At 71.9% G+C, this 15,941-nt stretch carries 7 protein-coding genes and 1 pseudogene; 6 read left to right on the top strand and 2 right to left on the bottom strand.

Translation table 11 applies throughout. The annotated features are described in order from the left end of the window. The 6 genes from O3W51_RS44555 to O3W51_RS44580 all read left to right on the top strand — a co-directional run. The coding region (locus O3W51_RS44555; protein WP_269289524.1) for an acyl carrier protein at positions 1-394 on the top strand (394 nt) is incomplete at its 5' end. 109 nt (positions 395-503) lie between these two features. Next, positions 504-1,367, top strand: a complete 864-nt coding sequence (locus tag O3W51_RS44560; protein ID WP_138357908.1) for a hypothetical protein — start codon at positions 504-506, stop codon at positions 1,365-1,367. 1 nt (position 1,368) lies between these two features. Next, entirely contained in the window at positions 1,369-2,403 is a 1,035-nt protein-coding gene (locus O3W51_RS44565; protein WP_138357910.1) for an ABC transporter ATP-binding protein, read from the top strand. Further along, the gene (locus tag O3W51_RS44570; RefSeq protein WP_138357912.1) at positions 2,400-3,137 is read left to right on the top strand and encodes an ABC transporter permease; all 738 of its coding nucleotides are present in this window, start codon (positions 2,400-2,402) and stop codon (positions 3,135-3,137) included. Before O3W51_RS44565 ends, O3W51_RS44570 begins: the two co-directional genes overlap by 4 nt. 130 nt (positions 3,138-3,267) lie before the next feature. Beyond that, positions 3,268-4,170 (top strand): proline iminopeptidase-family hydrolase, encoded by a 903-nt coding sequence (locus O3W51_RS44575; RefSeq protein WP_138357914.1) that lies wholly within the window; start codon positions 3,268-3,270, stop codon positions 4,168-4,170. A gap of 58 nt (positions 4,171-4,228) precedes the next feature. Beyond that, positions 4,229-4,681: a VOC family protein gene (locus tag O3W51_RS44580; RefSeq protein ID WP_138357916.1), complete on the top strand. Its 453-nt coding sequence runs from the start codon at positions 4,229-4,231 to the stop codon at positions 4,679-4,681. Positions 4,682-4,751: 70 nt separating this feature from the next. On the opposite strand, the gene O3W51_RS44585 is transcribed toward O3W51_RS44580, so the two are convergent. Both O3W51_RS44585 and O3W51_RS44590 read right to left on the bottom strand, forming a co-directional pair. Continuing rightward, positions 4,752-6,899 carry a condensation domain-containing protein gene (locus O3W51_RS44585; protein WP_138357918.1) on the bottom strand — a complete coding sequence of 716 codons (2,148 nt, stop codon included), beginning with the start codon at positions 6,897-6,899 and terminating at the stop codon, positions 4,752-4,754. Positions 6,900-6,957: 58 nt separating this feature from the next. Then, positions 6,958-15,921 (bottom strand): annotated as a pseudogene (locus O3W51_RS44590) (SDR family NAD(P)-dependent oxidoreductase); the annotation flags it as partial. Positions 15,922-15,941 lie beyond the last annotated feature (20 nt).

The following is a 15,941-nucleotide window of genomic DNA, read 5'->3' on the forward strand; positions in this document are numbered from 1 at the left end:
GGTCCTGGACCTGCCGGACGCCGTCGGGGGGCACCTCCCAGCGGTAGCTGGGGGAGAGCCGGCCGACGATCCGCTGGAGTTCCAGCGGCGGCTGCACGCGGCCGACGGCCCGGCCCGCGCCGAGCTCCTGCTGGAGCTGGTGCGTTCGGTCACCGCGTCCGTCCTCGGCCACGCGTCCGCCGAGGAGATCGAGGACGACAGCGAGTTCATCGACCTCGGGTTCTCCTCGCTGCTCGCCGTCGAGTTCCGCGACCGGATCGGCGCGGCCGTCGGCGCACGCCTGTCCGCCGCCGTGATCTACGAGTACGAGACGCCCGAGGAGCTGGCCGAGCACCTGCTGGAGACCGTGGAAGCGGCACCGGCCCCGGCCGCGGCGAGTACTCCCGACGAGTAGGGGGCGCTAGGGGGTCCGCTAGGGGATCTCAGTGCAATTGCCCGCTTCTAGCATCGGAAGCACTCCCCATGCGGGTGCACGGGACAGCAGGGAACGGAAGGGGCTGTTGGTGGAGAAATCCGATGCATGGTGGGAAATCGGCGGCAAGGGCCCAGGAGATCTGGTCCTCGCTGTCGACTTCACGGCCACCGGGCGACCCGATGCGCGATTCGCCGACATCGTCGGCCTCACCGCCACCAGCCATCCGGTCTGGGAGACGATGCCGCAGGCCATCGCCACCGACATCGGGCCGTCGGGCGAGGAGTACCTCGACCGCTGGTTCGAGGACGTCCGCGCGAGCGGGCAGCAGGTCGGTGCCGTACTCGGCTTCTGCGCCGGAGCGGTGTACGCCGCCGCCCTGGCCGGCCGCATAGCGCAGTGGCAGGAACGAGCCCCCCAGCTCATCCTGTTCGACCCCGAGCAGGCCAACGCCTTCGGTCTGCTCTGGCAGTTCCACAAGTCCGTCGAGCTGTTCGCGGGAATCATCGGTGCCGAACCGGTCGCCGAGGCCCAGGAGACCGCCCGGCAGGCGCTGGAGGCCGACCCCGAGAACCTCGGGTACATCGGCCCGGTGCTCGTCGGACTCTTCCGGGAGATCAGCGAAGCCGCCTTCGACGAGATCGAGCTGGAACCCGAGAGCCGGACCGAGTTCACCGAGTCCTTCACCTCCTTCGTCGCCTATGTCGTCGCGGCCGGCCAGCTCAACTCCTCGGCCGCCACCGCGTGGACGGACGCCGTCGCCTTCAGCTCCGGAAGCCCGCTCAGCGGACTCAATCGGCTGCGTTCCACCGACCCGGACGGCGCGGCCGGAGCAGTGGCCCGTGAACTCCGGTTCGACTGCGATCACACCGACCTGCTGCGTGACGAAGGCGCCGCCACGGCGCTGGCCGAGCTGCTGACCGCACAGGACCTCTCCCGACAGATCCGGATGTGACATGAAGACCACAGAGAAGACCACCGCCAGGGCAGAGGGGACCGTTCCGGTAGCGGCACCGCCGGAGCCCGCGCCGGCTCCCGCAGCCGCTGAGGCCAAGGGGAAGTCCGGGCCCGCGTCCCAGGCCGAGCCGGCCATCCGCGTCACCGGACTGCGCAAGGTCTACGGCGAGGTCCAGGCGGTCAAGGGCATCGACCTGACCATCGCCCCCGGCGAGGTCGTGGCGCTCCTCGGCCCCAACGGCGCGGGCAAGTCCACCACCATCGACATGATCCTCGGCCTGTCCCACCCCACCTCCGGTGAGATCAGCATCTTCGGCCGGGCCCCCTACCTCGCGGTACGGGAAGGGCTGGTCAGCGCCGTCCTCCAGGAGGGCTCGCTGATCGACGACATCTCCGTCCGCGAGACGCTGGAGATGATCTCCTCTCTCTACAAGAAGCCGCTGCCCCTCGACGAGGTGCTGCGCCGCGCCAACATCGAGGACATCGTCGACCGCCGCGGCACCAAGCTCTCCGGCGGCCAGCGCCAGCGCGCCCGCTTCGCCTGCGCGCTCATCGGCAACCCGCAGCTCCTGGTGCTCGACGAGCCGACCTCCGCCATGGACGTCGGCAGTCGCCGCAAGTTCTGGGAGTCCATGCGGAAGTTCACCGACACCGGCCGCACCGTGGTCTTCGCGACCCACTACCTGGACGAGGCCGAGGAGTTCGCCGACCGCGTCGTCCTCATGCGCGGTGGCGAGATCGCCGCCGACGGCACCGTCGCCAAGATCCGTGCCCTCACCGCGGGCCGCGTGCTGCGCGCCTCGGTCCCCGACGCGAAGGAGGCGGACCTGCGCGCACTGCCCGGCGTGACCGCCGCCGCGCTGCGCCTGGGCCGTGTCGAACTGCACTGCGAGGACTCCGACAAGAGCCTGCGCGCCCTGCTCACCACCTACCCCGACGCGTACGACATCGAGATCAGCGCCAGCGGGCTGGAAGAGGCGTTCCTCTCGCTGACCGCCGCCGACGAGACGGACGTGCAGGAGGACGCCGCATGACCGGCTACCTGTCCATCGAGATCAAGCGGATGCTCCGCGGCCCGCGCTTCATCATCTTCGCGATCGTGCTGCCCGTGGGCCTCTACCTCATGGAGTGCATGCTCTACAAGAACCAGGTGATCCCGCACTCCAACGGCATCACGTACAGCGCCTGGCTGATGTGCAGCCTCGCCGCGTACAGCGCCTTCACCTCCTCCATGCACACCAGCGCCCGGGTCGCCCACGAGCGTTCCATCGGCTGGCACCGCCAGCTGCGGCTCACCCCGCTGCTGCCGCGCAACTACCTGCTCTCGAAGATCGTCGTCAGCATGATCGTGGCGCTGCCCGGCCCGCTCTTCGTGGCGCTCGCGGGCGCCACCCTCCAGGACGTGCACCTCTCCGTCGCCGGCTGGCTGCAGATCACCCTGGGCATCTGGATCGCCGCCCTGCCGTGCGCGGTGCTCGGCCTGGTCATCGGCCTGTACGTGGCCGTCGAGCAGCAGCAGATGTACCTCCAGGGCCTGGTGCTGCTGTTCGGGTTCCTCGGCGGGCTGCTCCTGCCCACCACGGGATTCCCGGGCTGGCTGACCGCGGTCGTCAAGACCCTGCCGAGCTACTGGCTCGCCGACATCGGCCACGGTGCCCTGCTGCACGGCACCCGCACCCTCGTCGCCGCCCTGGTGCTCGCCGGCTGGACGGTCGTCCTGTCCGGGGCCGTCATCCTCAACTCCCGCCGTGAGGCCGCCAGGGCCTGATCGTCGCCCGGCCGCCGGCACCGGCGCCGTCAGCGGGGAAGCCTCCCGCCGACGGCGCCGGTGTCGTTTCCCGGCCGTTCCCTTCTCCCCACCCGAGCCACCGCCGAGCCGAGACATGAGGTACTCCACGATGTTCCCCGCCCCCACCCAGAAGGGCACCGCCCCCTTCCGCGGCCACCGCACCTGGTACCGGGTCACCGGCGATCTGCACACCGGGCGCACCCCGCTCGTCATCGCCCACGGCGGCCCCGGTTCCACCCACGACTACCTGCTGCGGATGACCGAACTCGCCGCGTCCACCGGCCGCCCGGTGATCCACTACGACCAGATCGGCAACGGCGGCTCCACCCGGCTGCCCGACCGCGGCGCCGACTTCTGGACCGTCGACCTCTTCCTCGACGAGCTGGACAACCTCCTCGCCCACCTCGGCATCGCCGACGACTACCTGCTGTTCGGCCAGTCCTGGGGCGGCATGCTGGGCGCCGAGCACGCCGTCCGCCGTCCCGCCGGGCTGCGCGGCCTCGTCATCGCCAACTCCCCGGCCTCCATGCCGCTGTGGCGCGCGGCGTGCGAGGGCCTCAAGGACGCGATGCCGCCGGTGCACCGCGACACCCTGCGCCGCCACGAGGCCACCGAGGACTTCGACCACCCGGACTACCAGCGCTCCGTGTACGCCTTCTACCAGCGCCATGTCTGCCGGGCGAACCCGCTGCCGCGCGAGGTCGCCGCCACCCTCCTGGAGCTGCAGAGCGACCCGACGGTCTACGGCACCATGAACGGCCCCAACGACTTCCACGTCATCGGCACCCTGAAGGACTGGACGGTCATCGACCGGCTGCCGGCCGTCGCCGTCCCGACCCTGATCATCTCGGGCGCGTACGACGAGGCCACACCCGCCACCATCCAGCCGTTCCTCGACCACATCCCCGGCGCCCGCTGGGAGCTCTTCGAGCAGTCCAGCCACATGCCGCACGTCGAGGAGCCCGAGCGCTTCGACACCGTCATGAAGGCCTGGCTGGCCGAGGTCGGCTGACGAGCGGGGCGGCGCGGTCGGACCGGCCGCTGTCAGTCCCTCCGGGCACGATCGAGGGATGACCACTCTGCAGATCAGCATCGACTGTGCCGAACCCGCCGTGCTGGTCCCCTTCTGGGCGACCGCCCTGGGGTACCGCGAGGAGGAACCGCCCGCCGGGTTCGCGACCTGGCGGGCGTACTGGATCAGCATCGGGGTGCCCGAGGACGAGCTCGGCGACCCGTCCAACAGCTGCGCCGACTCGCTCGTCGACCCGACGGGCGCCGGGCCCCGCATCTTCTTCCAGGTCGTGCCGGAAGCCAAGACGATCAAGAACCGGCTGCATCTGGACCTGAAGGTCGGCGGCGGCCGGGACGTACCGCTGGAGACCCGTACCGCCCGTGTGAACGCCGAGGCCGAACGGCTGGTGGCCGCCGGCGCCACGAAGGTCCGCGTCCTGTCGCAGGACGGCCTGGACCACTACGGGGTCACCCTCCAGGACCCCGAGGGCAACGAGTTCTGCGTCGCGTAGGCAAGAAAGAGGGGCTCGTACCGGATGGATCAGCCGGTACGAGCCCCTCCGTCGTGCTTCCTGCGGCCCGCTACGCCTTCTTGCCCGAGATGTACGCGCTGAGCTTCTCCGGGGTCGGGTGAGCGAACAGGTCGGCCAGCCGGATCTTCACCTGGATACCGGTGGTGCGCTTGACGCGCTGCAGCAGCTGGACGGCGAGCAGCGAGTGGCCGCCGCTGGTGAAGAAGCCGGAATCCGCGTCCAGGTCCTCGCGCTTGAGGAACTGCTTCCACAGCGCGATCAGCGCACGGGTCAGCTCGGTGGTGTCCACCGGCTCCGGCGCGGCCTCGGTGCGCAGCAGCTCCTCGGCACGCAGCCGCAGGCCTTGCAGGTCAGGGGCGCCGTTCACGGTCGGAAGCCCCTCGGTGACGATGATGCGGGCCGGCTCCGCCGGGCCGGGAAGGTCGGTGCGCACCTGCTTCCAGAGCTGGTCCAGCAGGCCGGGACCGGCCTCGATGCCGGCGGTGGCGACGAAGGAAACGAGGACCCCGCCCGCGGCGACGGTCACGGCGGCGTCGATGGCGGGGTGCGCGAGCAGTGCGGCGTCGACGTCCTCCAGGCCGAACGCGAGCCCTTGCACGGTCACCCGGCGGTCCAGCCGGCCGAGGATCTCGATCCGGCCGTCGGGAAGCCAGCGGGCCACGTCACCGGTGCGGGTGACCGCCTCGTCGGCGAGGCAGAGCTCGCCGCGGACGCCCACCGGCAGCTCCGTCCCGTCGGGGGCGGCCACGAAGGCCCGGGTCAGGGCCGAACTGTCGGACTTGGCGGCGAGCTTCGCGTAGCCGGAGAACGGTGCGACGGACGGGCCGAGCAGGGCCTCGGGCAGGCCGTCCCGGTGGCCGGCCAGGACCGCGGCGTGGTCGGCCGCGCTCCAGCCGGAGATCTCCCCGATCGGCCGGTCCAGCTGGTCGCCGAGGGTGCACAGCAGGGCGTCGTAGCGGGCGAGCAGCAGCTCCACGTCGGCCGGGGTGAAGACCTGGGTACGGAACACGGCGCGGATCGTGGTCTTCGCCGACTCGGGCTCCGGCATGAAGAAGAACTCCAGGTCGAACTTGCTGAAGCCGTTCTCCACCCCACGGATCCTGGCCGGGTGCCCGGCCACCTCGAACGTTCCCGAGGTGCCGCCCGGCACGTAGTTGAACAGGTGGTTGAAGAGCGAGTTCCGCCAGGAGGAGGAGCCGCCGTCCCGCACCTCGTCCAGTACGGACTCGGCGGTCACGCCCGGCTCGCCCAGGCTCTCCAGGAACACCGCGCGGGCCCGGTTCACCAGCCGCTTGAACGGCTTGGCCGGGTCCATCCGCACCCGCAGCGGCAGCACGTTGACGTGATAGCCGATGGCGCCCTCGTGGCCGGGCGGCCGCACGCTGACGGGTGAGCCGACGACGATGTCCGAGCCCGCGCCGTGCTGGGCGAGCAGCAGGTAGTACGCGGCCAGCAGGATCACGGCCTCCGGCGCGCGCAGCTCGCGCTGCAGGCGGCCGACCACGGCGAGGGCGTCGTCCGACAGCAGGTACTGCAGGGTGTCGCCCGCCAGGTTCGGGGTGGCCGAGGCCGGATTCCCGTACCAGAGGCCGTCGTCCGCGCCGCGGAAACCGCGGAGCTGGTCGCGCCAGAAGTCGACGCTCTCCTCGGACGGCTCCGCCTCGACGACCGCGGCGACCGGGTCGGTCGCGTACGTGTCGGGCGCCTGATAGGCGCTGATCAGCTCACCGAGCAGCGTGACGGTCGACATCGCGTCGAAGACGAGGTGGTGGAGCGCGACGCTCACCACATCGCCGGCGCCGCCCGCCCGCCGGAAGCGCGCCGCCCTGACGAGCGGGCTCCCGTCCAGGGCGAACGGCTCCGCGACGAACGCCTCGACGGCGGCCTGGAGAGCGTCCTCGGCGGCTTCCGTCTCGGTGACGTCGATCGAGGTGACGTCGACCGAGGTGATCGCGTCGGCCGCCAGCACCTCCTTGGTGAGGTCGGTCTCGGAGGTGCGGAAGACGGTGCGCAGGATGTCGTACTTGCGCACCACCAGGGTCAGCGCCCGGGACAGCGCCGCGGAGTCGATCTCACCCTCCACGTCGAAGGTCAGGGACAGGTTGTTGACGCCCGATCCCGGTACCAGCCGCTCCAGCAGCCAAAGGTCCGTCTCCTTACGGGTGGCCGCTGTCGGCGCGGGGTCCTGAACAACCATGTCGGATCTCTCCTCATACGAGTCATACGGGGGTGCGCCGGCATCGGCGCCGGGCGGGTCAGTCGAGAGGTTCGAACTCGCTGTCGAGAATGTCGAAGAGCTGGTCCGCGTCGGCCGAGGCCAGTTCGGCCTCGTCCGCCGCGGCGGACGCCGCCGCCTCCGCGGCTCCGGCGCGCAGTGCGGTCCAGCGGGCCACCAGGGCCCGCAGGCTGTCGGTGACCCGGGTGTGGTCCTGCTCGTCCACGTCGCCGTTGTCGGTCGTGGTGACCAGCCGGTCCTCCAGGTCCGCCAGTTCGGCCTCCAGGGCCCGCAGCGCCGCCGGGCCCGAGGGCGCCGGTGCCAGCTGCTCGCGGATGTACTCGGCGAGGGCCTCGGAGGTCGGGTAGTCGAAGATCAGCGTCGCGGGAAGGCGCAGCCCGGTCGCCGGCGTGAGCCGGTTGCGGAACTCGACGGCGGCGAGCGAGTCGAAGCCCAGCCCGCCGAAGCCGCGTGCCGGATCGACGGCGTCCACTCCCGAGTGCCCGAGCACGGCGGCCACCTGGGACCGCACGAGGTCCAGCACCACCGGCGTACGTTCCGCCGGCGGCAGCTTGAGCAGCCGGTCCTTCAGGCTTTCCGCGGCCGCGGCACCCGCTGCGGCCGCTACGGTGCCGCGCCGTGCCGCGGGTGCCCTGACGAGCCCCCGCAGGATGGCCGGCAGGCCCTGGCTCCCGGCCCGCGCCTCCAGCGCCGCCGTGGAGAAGGGCACCGGCAGCAGATGGGCCTTCCCGCCGATCAGCGCCGCGTCGAGCAGCGCGAGACCCGCCTCGCGCCCCAGCGCCAACGCACCGCCGCGCGCCACCCTGTCGACATCCGCCTGCGTCAGATCCGCCCCCATGCCGCCCGATTCGGGAGCCCACAGGCCCCAGGCGAGCGAGGTCGCGGCCAGGTTGTGCGTACGGCGGTGGGTGGCGAGGGCGTCGAGATAGGCGTTGGCGGCGGCGTAGTTGGCCTGGCCGGTGCCGTCGAAGGTGGCGGCCGTCGACGAGAAGAGCACGAACGCGTCGAGGGTGAGGTGCGCGGTCAGCTCGTGCAGATGACGCGCGGCCTCGGCCTTCGGGCCGAACACCGTGCCCACCTGGCCGGGAGTGAGGGACTCGACGGTCCCGTCGTCCACGACACCCGCGGTGTGGATCACCGCACTCAACGGCACATCGGCGAGGAGTTCCGCGAGGGCGTCCCGGTCGGAGACGTCGCAGGCGGCGATGGTGACGGTGGCGCCGGCTTGGGTGAGTTCGGCCGCGAGTTCGGCTGCGCCCGGTGCGTTCTGTCCGCGCCTGCTGGTGAGCAGGAGGTCGCGGACGCCGTGTTCAGTGACCAGGTGGCGGGCGGTGAGCGCGCCCAGACCGCCGGTGCCGCCGGTGATCAGGACGGTGCCGTCCGTGCGCCAAGGGGTCGCCTCGGCGGACGGTGCCGTACGGGCCAGCCGCGGTGCGTACAACTGGGAGTTGCGGACGGCCAGTTCCGGCTCGTCGGACACGAGGACGGTGGCGGGTATCTGACCGGTACCGGCCTCCGTGTCGGTGTCGACGAGGACGATCCGGTCCGGGTGCTCCGCCTGCGCGGCCCTGACCAGCCCATGCACGGCGGCCTGCGCGAGATCGGTGACGTCCTCCCCGGGAAGCGCGGGGACCGCGCCCCGGGTGACGACGACGAGCCTGGCGTCCGAACCGGCGGGGGACTCGTCGGCCAGCCATGCCTGCACCTGCGCGAGAACGTCGACGACCGTGGACCGGGCATCGGCCCGTGACACGACGCGCAGCAGCGCGCTCTCGTCGAGGGCGGTCGTGTTCTCCGCTGCCGTAGCCGCCGGATCCGCGTCCACCGCGGACCACTGGATCTCGTACAGATCCCGGGCCTGGGCGGCTTGGGCCGCCGCCAACTCGCCCGTGTTCACCGGACGCAGGGCGAGCATCCCGACGGAGGCGACCGGAGCACCCTGCGCGTCGGCCAGATGCAGGGCATAGCCCGATCCCGCCGGGGAGATCCGTACCCGCAGCGCGGTGGCGCCGGTCGCGTACAGGGCAACGTCGGACCAGGCGAACGGCAGTTCGGCCACTCCGCTGTCGGCCCCGGAGAACCCGATGCCGTGCAGCGCCGCGTCGAGCAGCGCCGGATGCAGCCCGAACCCGTTGGTGTCGATGCCCTCCGGCAACGCGACCTCGGCGAAGACCTCGTCACCGAGCTTCCAGGCGGCGCGCAGCCCCTGGAACACGGGCCCGTACTCCAGGCCGCTCGCGGCCATCGTCCCGTACAGCCCGTCGACCGCCACTGCCTCCGCCCCGGCCGGCGGCCACTGCACCAGGTCGAAACCGGGCTCGGCGGCGTGCGAGGTGAGCAGCCCGTCCGCGTGCCGCGTCCAGGGCTCGTCCTCCGCCGCGCCTTCGGGGCGCGAGAACACCGACAGCGTCCGCTCCTCCACCCCGCCGATCCTGACCCGCAGATGGATGGCACCGGTCTGCGGAACGACGACGGGTGCGGAGAGGGTGAGCTCCTGCAGCGTGCTGGTGTGGGTGTGGTCGCCGGTGTGGATGGCGAGGTCGGCGAGCGCGGCGCCGGGGACGATGACGGTGCCGTTGACGGCGTGGTCCGCGAGCCACGGGTGGGTGGCCAGCGAGAGCCGCCCGGTGAAGAGCAGCCCGTCGGTGTCGGGGAGGGTGATCGCCGCCGTGAGGAGCGGGTGGGTGGTGGTGCCCTGGCCGAGCCCGGAGGGGTCGCCGGTGGAGACCGTGCTGTCGGCGAGCCAGTAGTGCTGGTGCTGGAAGGCGTAGGTGGGGAGGTCGACGGGGGTATGGCCGGTGCCGAAGAGGGCCGGCCAGTCGACGGGGACGCCCCGGGTGTGGAGGGTCGCGAGGGAGGTGACGAAGACCTGGGCTTCGTTGTGGTCGCGGCGGAGGGCGGGGATGAGGGTGGTGGTGTCGGTGGCGGATTCGGCGGCCATCGCGGTGAGAACGGCGTCGGGGCCGAGCTCCAGGAACTTGGTGACGCCTTGGTCCTGGAGGGTGGTGACGGCGTCGGCGAAGCGGACGGCTTCGCGGACGTGGCGGACCCAGTAGGCGGGGTCGGTGAGTTCTTCGGTGGTGGCGGCCTGGCCGGTGAGCGTCGAGACGATCGGGATGGACGGTGCGGTGTAGGTGAGCCCTGCTGCGATGGTGCCGAATTCGGCGAGCATCGGCTCCATGTGGAGGGAGTGGAAGGCGTGGCTGACGGTGAGGCGCTTGGTCTTCCGTCCGATGCCATCGAAGTGCGCGATCACGGCAGCGACGGCGTCTTCGTCACCCGAGACGACGATGGAGGTGGGCCCGTTGACGGCCGCGATCCCCACCCTGTCGGTGAGCTGCGGCAGGACTTCGGCCTCGGTGGCCTGGATCGCCGCCATCGCACCACCGGTGGGAAGTTGTTGCATCAGCCGGCCACGAGCCGCAACGAGCAGCGCCGCGTCCTCCAGCGACCAGACCCCTGCGACGTGTGCGGCGGCCAGCTCGCCGATGGAGTGACCCGCGAGAACCTGCGGCCGGACCCCGAAGGACTCCAGCAGCCGGAAGAGTGCGACCTCCAGGGCGAAGAGAGCCGGCTGCGTAAAGGCCGTCTCGTTCAACCGGCCGTCGTCCCCGAACAGCACATCCAGCAGCGGTAGTTCCAGTCGGTCGCCGAACGCGGCCACCACGTCGTCCAGCGCTGAGGCGAAGACGGGGAAGGCGGCGTAGAGCTCGCGTCCCATCCCCGCGCGCTGGCTGCCCTGCCCGGTGAAGAGGAATCCCACCTGTCCGGAACCGGCAGTTCCGAACACCGTTCCAGCCGCGGTGCCGCCTTCGGCGAGGGTGGTCAGTCCGGCCAGCAGGCCGTCGCGGTCGGCGGCGACGACGCCCGCGCGGTGGGTGAAGGCCGCGCGCGTGGTGGCCAAGGCGGATCCGATCGCCGCCGGGTCCAGTTCCGGATCGGCGAGGACGAAGTCACGGAGCCGGGCGGCCTGGGCCTGGACGGCGTCGGGCGTCTTGCCGGACAGCACCCACGGCACCACCGGCAGGTCGACAGCGGCACCTTCGGCCGCGAGGGCCTCTGCGGGGGCTTCTTCCACGATGACGTGGGCGTTCGTTCCGCTGATGCCGAAGGACGAGATGCCCGCGCGGCGGGTCCGCTCCCCGGCCGGCCACGGCTGGGCCTCGGTCAGCAGCTCGACGTCACCGGCGCTCCAGTCGACATGCGAACTGGGAGCGTCGACGCCCAGCGTGCGCGGCAGTTCCTCGTGCCGCATCGCCAACACCATCTTGATGATGCCCGCGACACCGGCGGCAGCCTGCGTGTGACCGAGGTTCGACTTCACCGAACCCAGCCACAGCGGCTGACCGTCCGCCCGCTCCTGCCCGTACGTCGCCAGCAGCGCCTGCGCCTCGATCGGGTCGCCCAGCCGGGTGCCCGTGCCGTGGCCCTCGACCACGTCGACGTCACCCGTGGTGAGCGAACCGGCGGCGAGGGCCTGCCGGATGACGCGCTGCTGGGCGGGGCCGTTGGGGGCGGTCAGCTGGCTGCTGGCGCCGTCCTGGTTGATCGCGCTGCCGCGGACGACGGCCAGGACGCGATGGCCGTTGCGCCGCGCGTCGCTGAGCTTCTCCAGGACGAGGACGCCGACCCCTTCGCCCCAGCCGGTACCGTCCGCCGCCTCCGCGAACGGCTTGCAGCGGCCGTCGGGGGCGAGGCCGCGCTGGCGGCTGAAGTCGACAAAGGTGTCCGGGGTGGTCATCACGGTGACGCCGCCGGCCAGCGCGAGCGAGCACTCGCCGGCGCGCAGCGCCTGGCCGGCCAGGTGGACGGCGACGAGGGAGGACGAGCAGGCGGTGTCGACTGTCAGCGCGGGGCCTTCCAGGCCCAGGGCGTACGAGACCCGGCCGGAGACGACGCTGCCGAGGCCGCCGTTGCCGAGGTAGCCCGCGAGCTCCTCGGGTACGTCACGGAGGCGGGGCGCGAAGTCGTGGTACATGACGCCCGCGAACACCCCTGTTGAAGTGCCCTGCAGGCTCTCCGGGTCGATCCCGGCGCGCTCGAACGCCTCCCACGACGCCTCCAGCAGCAGGCGCTGCTGGGGGTCGGTGGCCAGGGCCTCGCGCGGGCTGATGCCGAAGAAGTCCGCGTCGAACCGGCCCGCGTCGTCGAGGAACGCGCCTTCCTTGGAGTACGTCTTGCCGATGGCGTCCGGGTCGGGGTCATAGGCGTCGTACCAGCTCGGGCCGCGGTCCTCGGGGAAGTCCGCGACGGCGTCCCGGCCCGCGGCGAGCAGGTCCCACAGCCCTTCGGGACTGCGCACCCCGCCCGGGAAGCGGCAGGACATGCCGACGATCGCGATCGGGTCGTCGCCCGTGGACTGCCGGGCCGCGACGACAGCGGCGGCAGCGGAGGACGTGGCCCCGGCGGTCTCGTCGCCGACGAGCTTCTCCCGCAGGTAGCGGGCGAGCGTGGTGGCGTTCGGGTAGTCGAAGGTGAGGGTCGCGGGCAGCCGCAGGCCGGTGGCGGTGCCGAGCCGGTTGCGGAGTTCAACGGCCGCGAGGGAGTCGAAGCCCAGGGTGCCGAAACCGCGGGCCGGATCGACCGCGTCCGGGCCGGAGTGACCGAGAGCGGCCGCTATCTGCGTACGGACGAGGGAGAGCAGGAAGCGCTCCTGCTCCGCCGCCGGCAGCCGGCCGAGCTGCTCCTCCAATGAGTCGCCGCCCGCGGATCCCGAGGCGGCGGCGAGCCGGGCCGGGGTACGGACCAGACCGCGCAGCAGCGCGGGTACACCGTCGGCAGCCGCCCGGCGCCCGAGCGCGCCGGACTCCAGCCGCAGCGCCAGGACGTGGGCGTACTCCCCGCCCCAGGCCGCGTCGAACATCGCCAGACCTGAGGCGGCACTGTGCGCCGGGGTCCCGGCCCGGGCGGCCCGCTCCACGTCCTTGGCCGAGAGTCCTGCGCCCATTCCGCCGGTTTCGGGTGCCCATAGGCCCCAGCCGAGGGAGGTGGCGGGGAGTCCTTGGGTGCGGCGGTGGGTGGCGAGGGCGTCGAGGTAGGCGTTGGCTGCGGCGTAGTTGCCCTGTCCGGTGCCGTCGAACGTGGCGGCAGCGGAGGAGAACAGCACGAACGCGTCGAGAGTGAGGTGCGCGGTCAGTTCGTGCAGGTGGCGGGCGGCATCCGCCTTGGGTGCCAGGACCTCCGTCAGGTGCTGCGGGGTGAGCGCGGCGAACGTGGCGTCACGCAGCACACCGGCGGTGTGGATCACGGCGGTCAGGGTGACGCCGTCCAGGAGCGCTGCGAGCGCGTCCCGGTCCGAGACGTCGCACGCGGCGATCTTCACCGTCGCACCCAACGCGGTCAGTTCTGTGGTGAGTTCGGTGGCGCCGGGGGCGCCGGGGCCGCGGCGGCTGGTCAGCAGCAGGTCACGGATCCCGTACGCGGTGACCAGGTGGCGGGCCAGCAGGGCGCCCAGGCCACCGGTACCACCGGTGATCAGCACCGTGCCATCCGTACGCCACACCGCCGGGGCGACCTCAGCGGCCGGAGCAATGCGGGCCAGGCGCGGGACGAGGATCTCCCCGCCACGAAGCGCCAGCTCAGGCTCACCCGAGACCAGCACACCCTCCGGGATCTCGTCAGTGTCCGAGTCCAACAGGACAATGCGGTCAGGGTGCTCGGACTGCGCCGAACGGATCAGACCCCACACCGCCGCCTGACCCAGCTCCGCAACATCCTCACCCGGCAGAACAGCCACCGCACCCCGCGTCACCACCACCAAACGGCGGTCGTCGTCGAGGGCCAACAGCGTTTGCAGTTCGGTGAGTACGGCCGTCAGTGTCTCGATCGGCTCGACCCGCGCGGGCACGCGCACCAGCACCGTCTCGCCGGTGGATTCCGTTCCGCCGGCCCGGGGTGCGGACCACTCCACGTGGTAGAGGTTCCGCCCGCCCGTGGACTGGGAGGCCTTCAACTCGGCGGCCACGACCGGCCGCAGCACCAGCGCGCCGACATCGGCGACCGGACCGCCCTGAACGTCGGACAGGCGGAGCGAGTAGCCGGAGCCGGCCGGGGTGACGCGGACCCGGAGGGCGGTCGCGCCGGAGGCGTGCAGGACGACGTCGGTCCAGGCGAACGGGAGCTCGGCGTTCTCGCTGGGGCGGTCGATGCCGATGGCGTGCAGGGCGGCGTCGAGCAGGGCGGGGTGCAGGGCGTAGCCGGTGGCGTCGACACCTTCGGGCAGGACGACCTCCGCGAAGACCTCCTCGCCCAGCCGCCAGGCGGCGCGCAGGCCCTGGAAGGACGGGCCGTAGCCGTATCCCTGGTCGCGCATCCGGTCGTAGGCGCCCTCGACCTCGATGGTCTTGGCTCCGGCGGGCGGCCATGCGCTGTCGGCCGCCGGGATGACGGCAGCCGTGTCCTCGGACCGCAGCAGGCCTTCGGCATGCCGCGTCCAGAGCGAGTCGTCGGCGCCGGAGGGACGGGAGAAAATGCCCAGCGGCCGCTTGCCGTCCTGACCGGGTTCCTCCACGACCAGCTGGAATTCGACCGCGCCGGAACCGTCGAGCAGCAGCGGCGCCTGGAGCGTCAGCTCCTCCAGTACGGGGCAGCCGGCGCGGTCGCCGGCCTGGACGGCCAGTTCGACGAAGCCGGTGCCGGGGAGCAGCGCGGTGTCGCCCACCGCGTGGTCCGCGAGCCAGGGGTGCGTCTGCAGCGACAGCCGGCCGGTGAGCACCAGCCGGTCGGAGCCCGCCACCGCGACGACAGCGCCGAGCAGCGGATGCGGGGTGGCCTCGATCCCGAGGGCCGAGGGGTCGGCGGAGCCCGACACGTCGTCCAGCCAGTAGCGCTCCCGCTGGAAGGCGTAGGTGGGCAGATCCAGCAGCGGGGTGGTGGCACCCGTGCCGAAGAAGGCCCGCCAGTCGACCTCCGTGCCCTGCGTGTGCAGGTCGACGACGGACGACACGAGGGCCAGCGCCTCGTCCTGGCCGCGGCGCTGCGTGGCGATGAGGACGGCGTCGGTGACGCTCTCGGCACCCATGGCGGTGAGCACCCCGTCCGGGCCGAGTTCCAGGAATGTGGTGACGCCCTGGCCCTCAAGGGTGGTGACGGCGTCGGCGAAGCGCACGGCCTCGCGCACGTGCCGGACCCAGTACTCGGGGTCGGTCAGCTCATCGGTGGTCGCGGCCTGCCCGGTCAGCGTCGACACGATCGGGATGGACGGTGCCGAATACTCCAGGATGTAGGCGAAGCGCCGGAACTCGTCGAGCATCGCCTCCATGTGGACGGAGTGGAAGGCGTGGCTGACGGTCAGCCGCTTGGTCTTCCGTCCGATGCCATCGAAGTGCGCGATCACGGCAGCCACGGCGTCTTCGTCACCTGAGACGACGATGGACGTCGGGCCGTTGACGGCCGCGATCCCCACCCTGTCGGTGAGCTGGGGCAGGACCTCGGCCTCGGTGGCCTGGATCGCCGCCATCGCACCACCGGCGGGAAGTTGCTGCATCAGGCGGCCACGAGCCGCGACGAGCAGCGCCGCATCCTCCAGCGACCAGACACCCGCCACATGCGCTGCAGCCAACTCCCCGATGGAGTGGCCCGCCAGCACCTGCGGACGGATGCCCCACGACGTGAGCAGCCGGAACAGTGCGACTTCCAGCGCGAAGAGCGCGGGCTGGGTGCAGCCCGTCTCGTTCAGCCGGCTGTCGTCCGCAAAAAGGACATCCAGCAGCGGACGGTCCAGGTGCTCGTCGAACGCTTCCGCGACGGCGTCCAGTGCCTCCGCGAACACGGGGAACGCGGCGTAGAGCTCGCTTCCCATCCCGGCGCGCTGGCTGCCCTGGCCGGTGAAGAGGAACGCCAGGTCACCGGAGCCGGCCACAGCGGTCTTGGCCTCGCCGTCAACGACCGCGTCCAGAGCGTTCAGCAGGCCTTCACGGTCCGCCGCCACCACACCCGCACGTTGCGCGAAGCCCGCACGCGTGGTCGCCAGCGCCGAACCCACCGACACCGGATCCAGACCCG

It is taken from the genome of Streptomyces sp. H39-C1, from assembly GCF_027158125.1.
In the GTDB taxonomy this organism is placed as follows: Bacteria; Actinomycetota; Actinomycetes; order Streptomycetales; family Streptomycetaceae; genus Actinacidiphila; species Actinacidiphila fildesensis.

Coding starts and splice junctions, on each gene's coding strand:
- O3W51_RS44565 (WP_138357910.1), top strand. CDS start 1,369: ATGAAGACCACAGAGAAGACCACCGCCAGGGCAGAGGGGACCGTTCCG.
- O3W51_RS44570 (WP_138357912.1), top strand. CDS start 2,400: ATGACCGGCTACCTGTCCATCGAGATCAAGCGGATGCTCCGCGGCCCG.
- O3W51_RS44575 (WP_138357914.1), top strand. CDS start 3,268: ATGTTCCCCGCCCCCACCCAGAAGGGCACCGCCCCCTTCCGCGGCCAC.
- O3W51_RS44580 (WP_138357916.1), top strand. CDS start 4,229: ATGACCACTCTGCAGATCAGCATCGACTGTGCCGAACCCGCCGTGCTG.
- O3W51_RS44585 (WP_138357918.1), bottom strand. CDS start 6,899: ATGGTTGTTCAGGACCCCGCGCCGACAGCGGCCACCCGTAAGGAGACG.